This window comes from Streptomyces blattellae, assembly GCF_009709555.1.
GTDB classification, from domain to species: Bacteria; Actinomycetota; Actinomycetes; order Streptomycetales; family Streptomycetaceae; genus Streptomyces; species Streptomyces blattellae.
Map to the genome: position 1 here is coordinate 33459 of NZ_WJBG01000240.1, position 14048 is coordinate 47506.

The 14048-nt window shown below is 70.6% G+C and carries 6 protein-coding genes; 4 read left to right on the top strand and 2 right to left on the bottom strand.

Going from position 1 to position 14048, the window contains the following annotated elements:
- Positions 1–28 precede the first annotated feature (28 nt).
- Entirely contained in the window at positions 29–1603 is a 1575-nt protein-coding gene (locus GFH49_RS35380) for a serine/threonine-protein kinase (RefSeq protein WP_230396680.1), read from the bottom strand.
- A gap of 82 nt (positions 1604–1685) precedes the next feature.
- On the opposite strand from GFH49_RS35380, the gene GFH49_RS35385 reads away from it, so the two are divergent.
- From GFH49_RS35385 to GFH49_RS35400, 4 genes are all read left to right on the top strand, one after another.
- The gene (locus GFH49_RS35385; RefSeq protein ID WP_230396681.1) at positions 1686–3566 is read left to right on the top strand and encodes a PD-(D/E)XK nuclease family protein; all 1881 of its coding nucleotides are present in this window, start codon (positions 1686–1688) and stop codon (positions 3564–3566) included.
- On the top strand, positions 3559–4827 hold the full coding sequence (locus GFH49_RS35390; RefSeq protein ID WP_196218236.1) for a pPIWI_RE_Y domain-containing protein: 1269 nt from the start codon (positions 3559–3561) through the stop codon (positions 4825–4827). The genes GFH49_RS35385 and GFH49_RS35390 overlap by 8 nt, the downstream gene beginning before the upstream one ends.
- A complete protein-coding gene (locus GFH49_RS35395; RefSeq protein WP_155060151.1) occupies positions 4820–8590 on the top strand; it encodes a pPIWI_RE_Z domain-containing protein in 3771 nt (1256 codons plus the stop codon). Before GFH49_RS35390 ends, GFH49_RS35395 begins: the two co-directional genes overlap by 8 nt.
- Positions 8591–8671: 81 nt before the next feature.
- Complete coding sequence (locus GFH49_RS35400) at positions 8672–11743, top strand: pPIWI_RE module domain-containing protein (protein ID WP_155060152.1); 3072 nt, start codon at positions 8672–8674, stop codon at positions 11741–11743.
- Positions 11744–12659: 916 nt separating this feature from the next.
- Here GFH49_RS35400 and GFH49_RS35405 read toward each other — a convergent pair.
- Complete coding sequence (locus GFH49_RS35405) at positions 12660–13901, bottom strand: IS256 family transposase (protein ID WP_155055961.1); 1242 nt, start codon at positions 13899–13901, stop codon at positions 12660–12662.
- Positions 13902–14048 lie beyond the last annotated feature (147 nt).

Genomic DNA, 14048 nt, shown 5'->3' on the forward strand with positions numbered 1-14048 from the left:
CCGGACGCGCTACCACCCCGCCGTGCGATCAGGTGCTCCGGCCGCCCTGGTCGTCCGCATCCGCGAGCCGGGCAGAGAGCTGGACATCGACCTCGCGCCGTACGGACTCGACCTGCACGGCGAGTTCGCCCGGCAGGCCCGCGGCCGTACGTCCCGTGGCATCGACGGCGGCGACGGCGGCGTCCAGCTCACCGAAGGCGAGGCGGCATTCGGCCAGCCGCAGCCGCACGACCGCGCGCTCCGCCCGCTCGGCCGGACCTTCGCCGTGCAGGAGAGTGCTGTCGATGCCCTGGTAGAGACGGGCCGCGGAGCCGAAGTCCCCGGCCAGCCGGAGCCCGTCCGCCGCTCCCCGCCATACGCGGCGCACCAGCGGGCGGCGCGCTCCCCACTCCGCGCGCACCCGCTCCGCCAGTTCGCGCAGACGGCCGACCGCGTCCCCCGGTTCACCGGCGGCGATCTCCGACTCGGCCCGTGTGCAGAGGAGTTCCACCGCGCGGGCGTCCAGCCACTCCTCCTCGCCCGCCACCGGGGACGCGACCGGCGGCGCGGCGGGAGCGCGGTGGGGGCGCGGAGCCCGGTCCCCGGGCCGGCGCAGCGGGGCCGTGGGGTCGGGGCGGGTGCGCGGCCGGGGTTCGGGGTCGCCAGGCTGGGGGCCGAGCGGGGCGAGGACCGCCAGGACCTCGTCGACGGGCGGACGCTGTCCGGGCTGCTTGGCGAGCATGCGGATCACCAGGTCGTCGATCGCCTCGGGGATGCCCGCGGCGTACACACTCGGCGGCAGGGGATCCTCGTAGAGATGTCTCTCGGTCAGACCGGATTCCGCGCCGAGCGGGAACGGCGGGCGTCCGGTGAGCAGTTCGTAGAAGACACAGCCGAAGCAGTACACGTCCGTACGCGCGGTCGGCTCGCGCTCCAGGAGCTGTTCGGGTGCCAGGTAGCCGCGGGTGCCCAGCGTGGAACCGTGCGCGGTGTACCGGGTGGCGTCGGCCCGCAGCGGCTTGGCGATACCGAAGTCGATGAGGACGACCGCCCCTTCGTCGTCGATCATGATGTTGGGAGGCTTCAGGTCCCGGTGCACGACGGGCAACGTGTGTGCGCAGGCGAGTGCGCCCGCCATCTGTACGGCGACGGCGATCGCCGACATGAGCGGCAGCGGCGTGTGCTCGTCGAGGAAGGTCCGCAGACTCACCCCGGTCACCAGGCGCATGGCGATGTACGGCACACCCCGGTGCGATCCGCTGCCGTACAGCTCCGTGATGCCCGGGTGGTCGAGCGTGCCCAGCAGGGTGGCCTCGCGCCGGAACCGGGCGTTTCTGACAGCGAGTTCGGCCGCCCGCTCCTCCGGGTCCAGGGCGTACAGGGCCTCGGAGTCGTGGCGCAGGAACTTCACCGCGACCTCGCGCCCCGCGGCAACCTCGTGATTCTCGGGAGCCTCGTGGCCCGGGAAGACCTCGCGGGCACGCCAGACGTGGGCCATCCCGCCCTTGCCGAGCGACTCCGTCAACTCGTAGCGTCCGTCGATCAGATCGCCCGTGCCGGGCTTGTACATCTCCGCGTACGAATCCGCGTCCACGCCGCGCAGCTCCTTCGCCTCCCGCACCATTCAGCGCACCAGAGTAGCGTGAAGTGACGCTCCTGCGAGATGTTCATGGACTCAGTTCACAGATGTATGCCATGCTGGTTTTGTGTCCGGGACTTCGTGCGGCGGTGTGCGAAGCCCGACGGTCCTGGACGCCCTCCTGCCCATGCCGCCCTCCACGGGGGTCACCATGCAGAATCCACCGGGCGTCACCGGAGACGACTGGCTGATCAGGGCGAGTCCCCGGATGGCCCGGCCCGCCGGCGCGGCCTGTCCCACGCACCGCCGCATTGCGATGCGGCCCCAGCTCGTGGCCGAACCGGCCGTGCCGTTCCTGTCCACGCCGTACGAGGAGTTCTGGTTCGTTCCGCTCTTCACGGCGCTCGACCTCGTGGAGCACCAGGGCTGGTCCGCCGAGCGGGTGCGTACAGAACTGCGCGGCACCCGCGGGCCGTTCCGTGGCCGGGGCGTGCCGGTCCACCCCGTCCACCTCGCGTGGACCGCCCACGCCCTGGAGCGGTACATCGCGGCCCGCGCCCGGGAGCAGGCCGCCGCCGAGGAGTCGGGCCTGCCGCCGACCGCGGCGGTCAAACTCTCGTGGACGTGGCGCACCCGCCGCACGGACGCCCCCGATCCGCGCGGTGCCCGGCAGTACGAGCACACCCTGTGGGGCCGCATGTACGCCTCCGCCGACGGGACGGTGCGCGATCTGTGGCTGCCCTCACTGGGCCGGGCCAAGAGCAGCCGCCCCGAGGCCGAACTCGGTGCCGTGGCGCAGGTGATGGCGTACGGGGCACCCACGCCCCGACGCAGGGCGCGTGACGAACCTCCGGCCGAGGCCACCGACACCACCCGCTCACCTGCCCTGGTGCGTGTCTTCGACGTGGGATGCGCCGACGGCTCGGTGGAACCGCTGCTGGGCGTGGCACCACGGTTCGGCGAGGGTCCCGGCGAGGCGAGGAAGCGGTTCGAGGGCGACACGGTGCCCGCGTTCCTCGCCGCCACGACCGCGACCGGCACCCGCCCCGGCGAGAGCTGCGTCGACTGCAAGGCCGTCGCCGGCTGTACGGACCTGAGGCGCACCCCGGGTCTGTGGGGCGGGCGGCCCCCGTCCTTCGCACGCAAGCGCCGCTCTGTTTCCGCCTGGGACCTGAGGCTGTACGCCGAATGCCCCGCCCAGTACTACCTGGTACGGCGCCTGCATCTCAACGATCTGTCCACCGAGAACGAGGGAGCGCGGCGCGGCAGGGTCGTCGACTCCTGGCTGGACGCGCGACACGGCGAACGGCCGGTGCGCGGCTGCCGGGACAGCGCGTCCCCCGACCCGGCCGCGCTGCGGTCTGAGACCGGTCTGGACGACGCGTCCGCGCGTGAGGCCGCCGGAATGCTGGCCGAGCACCGGCTGCTGTGCCCGCTCAACGGACTCGACGCCGACGAGCGCGTACTCGTACAGCATCGGGTCACGGCCTACGTGCCGGAGCTCGACGTCGTCGTCCTCGCCGTACCCGATCTGGTGTACTCCCATCGCGGCCGGTGGATCTGGCGCGAGACGAAGACGTCCGCCCGCCCGTTGTGGGATCGGGAGCCGCTGCTGCGCACGTACCCGCAACTGGCCCTCGGCGTCCTGTTGTTCCACGCGGGGGCGCTGGGCGACGACCCGCGCCGCTCCTGGGTCGAACTGGAGCATCTGCGCGAGGGCCACGGAGAGAGCAGGCTCGAGCGCGTCGACCCCGGCCGCGCCGAGATCGTCGACGAGGCCCGGGACGTTATTGCCGGCCTCGCCCAGCCGCTTCTGGACGACACCACGTACGAACCGAGGACCGGACGTCACTGCCACGGCTGCCAGGCGCGGACCTGGTGTCGGCCCGGCACCGCCTACGTCACCGACCATCCGCTGCCGCGCGGCGCCGACGTGCCTTCGCAGGCCGACGCTCCGAAGGCGAGCGTCCCACCGCAGTCGCGAGGAGGTGTTCCGGTCCATGACTGACCAACAGCTCACACCGGACTGGCTGTTCAACCCGGACGTCGTCCTGCTCCGGGACGTGGCCACCGCCGTCCTGCATCTGGCCGCCGTCGACGACCTCGACGCCTTCACCCTGCCCTACCCGTCCAGCGCGCAGCGCGCCCTGGACGCCCTGGTCCTCCAGTGCCTGCGCAACGAGGCCAAGCCCCCGACCGGTGTCCCCGAGATGATGCGCTGGGCCCGTGCCCGGCCGCTCGGTAACTGGCCCCTCGACCAGCTGCCCCCCGACCTGTTCGACACCGCGGACCGGCTGATCGACGAGGACTCGGGGGAACCCGCACAGCTCTGCCACGAACTCGCCGTCCGCGGATACGGCGACAGCACCGGACGCCAGTACGACCGCATGGTCATCCACGAAGCCCTGCGGGCTTGCCGCGCCATGTCCTCGCCCGAGTCGTACACGGCCTTCCGTCGCCTCCTGGTCACCCGGCCGGTCCTCACCGAGGAGGAATGGGCCGAGGTCAGCTGCGACCTCTTCCTCGACCCGGTCCGGTTCCTCGTCGAGGAGATCTACGCCCCCGTCCCCGCCGGGTTCCGGCGGGACGGCTCCTATCTGTGCTGCCGCCGCTGCCTGACCCTGCTGCATCCGGTCTCCGACACCGAGTGGTGGTGCGAGCGGGACCAGTGCCGGCACCGGGGTCCCGCGCCGCACGGCCGGGAACTCGTGGCGGCGCTGGTGGGAGAGGTCCGCCAACTGCGCAAACCGCTGCGATTGTCCGTCACCGGGCCGGGACAGGCGGAGACCTCCCTGGAGGGCGAGCTGCGGGCGCTGGGGCTCACTGTCGAGATGTGGCCCAACTTCGACTCGTACGACGTGCGCGTCACGTTCCCCGACGGCCACGTGTGGGCCGTGGACGTCAAGGACTGGGCGCATCCCGCCTTCCTCGGCCGCAGCGCGACCGCGGTGCGCGCCGAACCTCCCTACGACGAGGCTTGTTGGGTCGTCCCGGAATTCAGGGTCCGCGCACGCCACGACTACCTCGACAGTTACGCCAGGGAGCGGGGCGCTCAGGCGGGCGGACTGCGGCTGCTGACGGACAGGCAGCTGGTGCGGGCCGCACGGCTGCGTCTGGCAGGTGACCGCGGGCCGGACGCCTTCATCGGCCCGCTTCGTACCGGAGCGGGCGGACCGTCGGGCCCCGGCCGGCGAGCCACCGGGAACCGTCCCGCGGACAACACGACACCGGCCGAGGGCGCCGGGCAGGACGGAGTGGGCGATGCGTGACCGCAGCAGCTGGTACCAACCGGTCGTGGCCGCGTTGGGACCCTGGCCCGAAGAACACGCCAGGACCCGGCCCGCCCTGCTGTGCCAAGTCGAACTCGCCCTGCGGCTGATGGAGACCGTGGCGCCCGGCCATGCCGCCGACGGGGCGTGGACGCTCCTGGGCGGCTACGGCCTGGCCTTCGCGCGCGCCGCGAAGCTGTCCGTCGGCGAGGCGGAACAGGTCGCGCTCACCGCGGCCCGGCACCTGCTCTGGCCGATGCGCCGCGCCCGGATGTGGCACCAGTCCCTGGACGCGTACCTGCGACTGCCGGAGAGACTGCGCGCGTACCGTGTCCCGGCGGAGGGGGAACCGGCGTACCGGCTCCCCCTCGTGGTCGCCGCCGACCGCTTCGCCACGTACGACGAAGCGCTCGCGCACCTGCCCGGCTTCGCCGTCAAGCCGCTGGAGCAGGTGGGGGAGGGCGAGCACCGCTTCATGGACCGTCGCCACCGGCGCACTTCCGTCACCATCCCGGCCGACCTGCTACGAGACCCCCTCCCGGGCCACCCCCTCACCACCGAACGCCCCGCCACCGCGGGCCCGCTGGACGTACCGATCGACGAACTCGCCGACGTGGCGCGCTGGATGGACGAGGAGGAGCGGCGGCTCGGCCGAAAGGCGGGCAACTGGGCCCAGCGCCTCCACGACCTCGACCTCGACACCCGCACCCCGGACGGGACCGCCTTCGCGCCGGCGTCCGCGCTGCCGCTCGACCGGCTCACCCACCTCGTCGGCATGGTCGGCGCAGGCAAGTCGACCCTGATGACCCTGCTCGCAGTCTGGGCACACCACAACGACCTGCGCATCACACTCGTCGTCGGTGACGTGGCCGAGCAGCTCAGCCTGACCGAACTCTTCCGCGGTCTCGGCCTGAAGGCCGCCTTGATCCAGGGCGGCACCACACGGCCTCAGCACACCCAGCGGCTGCACCGCAGGCTCGCCGCGCGCGGAGCGCACTCACTCCTCGCCCACACCGACGCGGCCTTCAGACACCTCAGCACCGCCTGCCCGCTGGACGCGCTGCGCGCCCTCGACACATCGGAGCCGCTGCGCTACAACGACGCACCATGCGGCGGCCTGCACCCCGTACGGCGAGCCACCGACTCCGGCGACGCTCCCCAGGAGTCGGCGGCCGAACACGCCGTACGCGAACTCGAACGCGCCCGTGGCGCCGCCGGGAGGCAGCCTCCCGAGGACGACAGTGACGAAGAGGAGGAGTGGGGCACCCCGCACGCCTGTCCGCTGTGGAGTGCCTGCCCTCGCCACTCCGCCGCGCGTGACCTCGTGGACGCGCTGATCTGGGTGGCGAACCCCGCCAGCCTTGTGCAGACGGCCGTACCGCGCCAGCTCAACGCCGAACGTCTGCGCTACCTGGAACTGGCCTGCCTTCGCAGCGACATTCTGGTCGTCGACGAGGCCGACCGCGTCCAGATGCAGCTGGACCAGATGTTCGCGCCGTCGGCCACTCTCGTCACCACCGGTGTCTCCGAATCCTGGCTCGACCAGTTGCAGACCCATGAGATCGCCGAACTCGCCCGGCAGGGACGGCTCCAGCTCTCAGACCAGGACGTGGAACGGTGGTCCGCCGCCCTGGACATCGTCGGCTCCGCGGCGGACCGGCTGTACGCCATGCTCATCGACGACGAAGGGCTGCGGAACTGGGCGCAGATCGACTACTTCAGTGCATGGACCCTCCAGGAGAAGCTGCTCAACGCCTGGTATCCGCTGACGCCCGGCCGGTCCGTCCGGCGCCCCGACGGCACGGAGGCAGGTGACGTTGAGGACGAGAACGCGCTGTACGAAGACGAGGACGACAGCGGCGGCGAGGATCAGCCGGGAGGGCGCGGGGTCCCCGAGCCGCAAGTGCCCTGGGCGCACCGCCGTAGCGAGATCACCGCGTTCTTCGACACCTTCCGAGACGATCCGCTCGGTGGGCGGGGCCCCTATCTGACGCCCGCAGACGAGCTCACCGCCCTCGCCCACGACGTCCTGCACACCCTCGACGAGAAACGGACACGCAGCCGGGTCCGCGCGCTCCTCGACTCCTTCCTCGTCGGAGCACCGGGTCCTCAGCAGCGCCCGCCGTCCGCCGCCCGCCAGGGCAAGGAGCCGGCGCGCGAGGAGGTGCCTCTCACCGAGGAGTGGCGTGAACTGAACGCGCGGCGACTGGAGTTCACCCTCGTGCTCGCCGCGTTGCACCAGCGCCTAGACCGGGTGACGTTCCTGTGGCCTCAGGTGGAGGCAGCGCTGCGGCTCGATGCGGCGAGCCACGAACTGACCCGCCGACCCCCTCTCGACTATGCGCCGCTCCTGCCCGAGGCGCCCATGGGCAACGTCCTCGGTTTTCAGTACCTGATCGACGAACGGGCCGCCGCCCGCGACAGGGACGGCCGTCGCACCGGAACCCTGCGCTTCTTCCGCTGTGCGGGCGTGGGCCGAGAACTGCTTCTCGGCCTTCCCCAGCTCGGCGCCGATCCCGCCCGGGAGGAGGCCGGCCCGCACGTTCTGCTGATGTCGGGCACCAGCTGGGCCGGCACGTCCACCCGCGCCCATGTCCTCGCCCCCGTCCGGGCGGTCCTCAAACCGCAGAGCAGGGCGCTGCGGTCCATCCGGGACACCGTGTTCCGCACCGAGTTCGTCCACGATGCGGCCGGACAGCCGATCCGTCTCTCCGGACAGGACCTGGACAAACGCGAGGACGTCCTGCGTCTGATGATCGACCGACTGGCCCGTCCCCGCAGGGACGGAACCACCTCCCCGCTGCAGAGCGAACTCGCCCAGATCCCCGACCAGCGCCGCAGGCGCGCCCTCCTCCTGGTCGGCAGCTACGCGGAGGCAGGAGTGGCCGCCGCGGCCCTGGACGAGATCCCGCGCTGGCGCGGGCGGGTACGTGTCCTGGCCGCCGACGACGCGGAACTGGAAGCGGCGGTCGACGGCGCGGCACCGGCGGGGAGCCGGACACGGAGCACGGGGGCGGTACGGCGTGGAGACCTCGCCTCCTTCGCCGAGGACCCGGACGCCGAACTGCTCGTCGCCCCCCTGCTCGCCGTCGAGCGAGGGCACAACATTCTCACCACCCCCCAGCGTCCCGGCGAGGAGAGAGTGGCGGCGTTCGGGACGGTGTTCTTCCTGGTCCGCCCCCACCCTCGCCCCGATGACCTGTCCCTGGCGGTGTTCGCCATCAACGACTGGGCGAGCCGATTCGTACGCGGTCAACTGACCAGCCCGGAGGGAACGTTCGGTGAGCTGGTGACAGAGGCAGACGGTCTCGACGCGGCGGGCGGCACCTTCCGGACCGTCGCCCGCCGTGTCTGGCGGCACGTACTGTCCCGCCCCTACATCTACTCCGCGCTTCCCGACGACGAGAAGGAGTCCTTTGTCTGGGACCAGCTCGTCACCATCTGGCAGGTCATCGGCCGCCTAGTCCGCGGTGGTGTGCCCGCCCGCGTCGTGTTCGTCGACGCCGCCTTCGCACCACGGCTGGCGGCGGCACAGGCACCCGTCGCTGACAGGAGCGGGCGGTCCCGCACCAGCGACCCGGGACTCCTGGTACGCCTTCGGGACGTCCTCGCCCCGTACTTCACCGACACCGGCACTGAGAACACCACCGGCGGCACCGATCCCGACCCGGCCGACACCGAACTCGTCAAGCTGCTCTATCGGCCGTTGTACGAGGCGCTGTGCGGTCTGGATTCTGTGCCCGAGCCGCGCGGCTCCGGCTGACACACCGAGACCCGCCACTTCCAAGGCCGTCGAAGACGCGGCACGCGACCGACCACGTACGACATCGCAGGGAGAACGGACATGTACCAGAACATCCGCCGATCCGCGTACCACCTGGCCGAGGGCGGCGAGCCCTGGACCGAGGACTTCCGCGCACTCGCCTTTCCCGAACACTGGCACGCGGAACTTCTCACACTGCACAACCACGGGCGCGACGAGGAGAAACGGCAGCTGACCCTGCCCACTCGCCGGCTCGACGGCGTACTCCAGACCCTCGCCCCCGACGTGATCGTGCGCCCCCGCCCTCGTATCCCCGTCGAGCCGGGGCCGGAACAGAGCCATCGGATCGACGAAGACTTCTGGATGTACGTTCCTGCCTCGGCTACCGATCCGCTCCCGGAGCTCTCCATGCGGCAGCTCCTGGACGCCTGGCTGCGCACACTCGGCCCCAAGGGCGCGGGGCAGGATCCCGGGTTCCGTTCGCTGCTGCTCGCGACCAGCACCGGCCTCAAGCAGAACCTGCCCGAGTGGCAGCCGGTCACCGGCGTCGAACTGCTCACCGCCCCCGTCACCGACGGCGGTACCGCAGCCCCCGACCCCCGGCAGTTCCAGCTCGCCACCGACGCGTTGGCCCGCCGCATCCTGTCCCTCGACCCCTACCCCTTCGAAGGCGGCGAGCTGCGCTTTCGCGCCGTGCCTCGCGGGCCCCGCGACCAGGGCGCCGAACTCATGTCGCAGCCGCTGTGCCGAACCGTCAAGCGCAAGGAGTGGTGGTTCTCCGTCGTACTCAACATCTCCCTGCACACCACGCCGTTCGACGCCAGGCCGCGCCTCCATCTGCACTGGGGCGTACGACGATGGGCGACGCAGCCGCGGGCCGCCACCAAACGCCTCAACCTGTCCTACCGGGAGGCCACCACGGTCTACTTGCGGCCCACCATCCCATGGCTGCCCGGAGCACCGGCCACCGAGCGCTACGCACTCGCCCGGCTGCGCCGGGACCGGGCGGCCGACACCTTCGCCTGGTCGGAGAACGACACCGCCGGCATCCTGCGCGGGCTCAGCCTCGCCGGGAATTTTCCCGACCCCGAACAACTCCTCGCCGAACCGGGTTCCTGGATCGGCGAGGGCCGCGGCGTCCGCGCCGCCGTTGTGCACAGCACCAGGATGGGGAAGCACGAGATCGGTACCGGCTTCATGCCCAACCAGCGAGCCCAGCTGACCGAGTGGGCCGAACAGGCCCTTCCGGAGACGGTGGTACGAGTACCCGATCTGAGGCGGGGGCGCGGCAAGGGCATCGGCGCACCGGACAACCGGCGACCCAAACCGAGGACCGACGAGGCCAAGAAGACCGAGCTGCTGCGCGAAACCCAGGCGCGCAGGGCGAACCTCGCGGCGCAGGCGCGGATCGTTGGCGGGCACTCGCACCGCAATGGCCCGCCGCTGGTGGAGGTCCGGTTGCTGTGGCAGTCACCGGAGGTGCGGAAGGAAGCAGTGGCCCAGTTCGCACACGCCCTGGGGCTGGACGGTGACGGCGGCGCTTCCGCCGCCGCGATCACGGACCGGGACTTCGACGAAGCCAGGCCCGGAGCCCCGGTCGTCCTCGAATGGCGGACGGAGGCACTCACCCTACGACTGCGGTGCCTGCCGCTGGCCGACGGACTCGGAGACCGGTTGGTGCCCGACCCGGCCGTCGGCGCAAAGGGAGCGGCCATCGCGACGGCCATCGGCGAGCGCCGGCGCGCCCTGCGCTCATGGTTGAGCGCAGACGGCGCCGACCCCGACCGCCCTGAACTCGCCCTGGTGGAGATCGCCCACCGCAGCACCTTCCGTCCGTCGACGACCGACCCCAAATTCGCCGTCCGCCTGGGGTGCGCCGACGCAGGAATACTGACCCAGTTCGTCGTGACGCCGTCCACCGACCGGCAGATCGACAATGCCGACAGCATCGAGCACCGCACCCACAGCTCCTGGCTCGACGGACTGCGTCAGCTCGGCGTCCGCGTACTGCCGCAGCACACACTCGGCGACGACCTGCCCGACGGACTTCAGTACGCCGCCGTCTGGATGGTGAAGCGCCGCAAGGACGGCCCGACCCGGCTGCCCAAGCACCTGCCTGTGGCCGTCCTGACCACCCCTCTGCCGGACGCGGTCGGCCTCGCGGCCGTACGCGGATGGGACGACGCCGCGGGGAAGTGGGTGCCGTATCCGCGCTTCCTCCTCGGCCTGGTCAAGCAGGCCGAGATCGACCCCGACGCATGCGCCGAGCCCGACGCACAGGACGGCGACCCGTACCCCGCGAGCTCCCGTGTGACCGGCAAGCAGTGGCGTACCAACCTCGCCCAGCAGCGCAAGGAGACGTCGGCATTCCTCCAGCGCGTACTGCACTCGCTGCGCGGTCAGCCCACCGCGCTGATCACCCACGCGCAGAACAGCAGGCTGCACTGGCCGTGGCTGCAGGACGGCCGGATCGAGCGGGATCTGATCCAGACGGGCCACGCTCCCGCGGGCCGGCTCGACGACGAACTCCGCCTTGTGCGCGTCCGCGGGTGTGGCGGACGGGAGACCGCGCAGTGGTGGGGTCTAGCGGAACCCGGTAAGCCGCACGGACAGCCGGCCGGCTTCTGGGCCCAGACCACCCTGCCGCCGGGCGGGGCCCCCTCACGTGACCGGATCTTCTACAGCACCACGGAACGCCCCGGTACCCATGCGGTATCGCCCGCTCTCGACCGCCTCGCCACCCGGGTGAACGCTGCGGGCAACCTCACCTCACAGGCTGGCACCAGCGCCTGGAACCCGACCTTGGTCGAGATCTCGGTTCTCGGCTGTCACGCGGACGGCGACCCGGCCGTCCCCGCACTGGGCAAGCCGGATGAGGCCGAGGCTCTGGCCCTCGCCGTACACCAACTGCGCCAGGCGCCGGACTATGCCGCGGCGCTGTCCCTGCCGCTCCCGCTTCACCTGGCGGGACTGGCCCAGGCGTACGTCCTTCCGATGCTCGTGGAGAGTGATGTGACTCCAGGAGGGGATACGGCGGAGCCCTCTGACGAGCGGCGGCGGAGCGTGACAGGGGACGACCTGGACCCGGACCTGATGGACGCTGCCGGCTTGACCACGGAACCCGAGACGGAAACGGAAGAAGGCGATGGGTGAAGCTCTTCTGCGGCGACGCGTTGAGCTGCGGGACAACGCGGTTCTGCGTGTAGGTCTCCATGGTGATGAAGCTTCCAAGTGTCCGCGCTGCCAGGCGTCTTCATCCTGAGGGGCGCGCGGGAGAAGGTCCTCCGCCTCGGTGATCGACGCGCGGCCGCTCAGTCCATCGGCTTCCTCCCAGCTGGTGATCACCAAGCCTCGTCGAACGCCTGGGTTTCGCACTCTCCGTACCGGCCCCGCGCCAGCGAACAAGAACAGAGCAGGTGCCGCTTTGGCGCCTGCTCGATGTTTTCCCAATGGGCCGTCAAAATCGCTCTGACCAGGCATTACTCGCTCGCAGACGGTGATTGGCCGTGGAACTACTCCCGAACCGGGGGACGTATGTGGGACGGAGAGCCCGACTCGGGGGTGCAAATCGGCATGAAACTCCCTCCCTGGTGTCGAAAAAACCCTCCACGACTGATCTCGTGAAGGGCTAAAAAGCGGCTCTGACCTGCAAAAATAGGCGCCCCCGGCAGGACTCGAACCTGCGGCCAAGCGCTTAGAAGGCAACGTGACTAGCCAAGACTCTAACCTGCGGAAACGTGCTCTGACTACCCCTCAACACCCCATCAGGCAGGTTGCGTAGGAGTCCCTAGTGAAGTTGCCTACCCGTCTCCCTGGCGCAGTCTCGTACACCTTGGAGGCACCCCCCTACCTTCACGGGCCGACTTCCCGAGCGGGGTAGCCCGGTCTTTCGAGTGCGTAGGGCTTCAGAGGGTTGGGCAGTAGCCGACAGAGCCTTACAGGGGCGCTCAGGGGCTCTCTGGGGGCGTGTCGGTCACGTAGTTGCCCTGTCCGACTTCCAGACGTAGCCAACCCTCCGCCCGTAGGGCTACGACGGCTTTGGTCGTGTCCCTTCCCGTGGTGTAGCCGATCATCCGGCGGTCGTGTTGGTGGTGTTGGGTAGCGCGGGGGCGCTTTCGGGGCGCTCGGCGGGGTAGAGCTGGTCCATGCTTCCCTCGGGGAGGTAGCGGCGGGGGAAGGCGATCCACTCGTCGTGCAGTTCGAAGAGCACGGCGGTGACCAGCCGTAGGAGCGCGTCATCGTTGGGGAAGACCTGGACGACGTCGGTGCGGCGCTTGACCTCGCGGTTGATCCGCTCCAGCGGGTTGGTGGACTGGATCTTCTTCCAATGTCGCTCCGGGAAGGCGGCGAAGGCGGTCAGGTCGTCCTTCGCTTTCAGCAGCATCTCCTTGACCTTCGGGAACTGCTTGCCGAGCATGTCGGCGACGCTGTCGAGCTGGGTGCGGACCGCGTCGGCGGTGGGCTGAGCGAAGATCGTGCGGATCGTCGCGGCGACCATCTCCGCCGCATCCTTGTTGATCACGCTGAACACGTTGCGCAGGAAGTGAACACGACAGCGCTGGTAGGCGGCCCCGAGCATGACCTTGCGGATGGCCTTGACCAGCCCCAAGTGGTGGTCGCCGATCACGAGCCGGACCCCGGTCAGACCGCGTTCGCGCAGGTGGCGCAGGAACTCGGTCCAGAACACTTCGGTCTCGCTGTCGCCGACCATCACGCCCAGCACCTCCCGGCCGCCGTCCTCGGTGATCCCGGTGGCGATGACCACGGCCCGGGAGACGATCTGGTGCTCGACCCTGGCCTTGCAGTAGGTCGCGTCCAGGTACACGTACGGGAACCGGAGGTGGTCCAGGGGACGGGTACGGAACGCGGTCAGTTGGCCGTCCAGGTCCTGGCAGATCCGTGAGACCTCGCTCTTGGATATCCCGGTGTCCGCGCCGAGGGCCTTGACCAGGTCGTCGACCGACCGCGTGGACACGCCGTGGACGTAGGCCTCCATGATGACCGCATACAGAGCCTGGTCGATGCGGCGGCGTCGCTCCAGCAGCGCGGGGAAGAAGCTCCCCGACCGCAGCTTGGGGATCGCCAGGTCCAGGTCGCCGGCCTGGGTGCTGATCGTCTTGTCGCGGTGGCCGTTGCGAAGCGCGGTGCGCGTCTCGGTGTGCTCGTTCCACTCCGCGCCGATCCGGGCTGTGGCCTCGGCCTCGATCAGTTCCTGGAGCATCCGCTCGGCCACACCGCGGACGAGTTCGAGCCCGTCCGCCGAACGTAGTGACTCCAACAACCGGAGTAGGTCATGCTGAGACAGGGCCACCCTGCACCTCCCGCGTTGAACTGGCCGTTCATTACGGAGAGTTGCACGGTGGCCCGCCCTACGGGCAGGGAGCGGAAGCCACGTCGACACACGCCCCCGGCGCACTCCCTAACCGTGATCGGCTACACCACGACAAGGGACGCCATC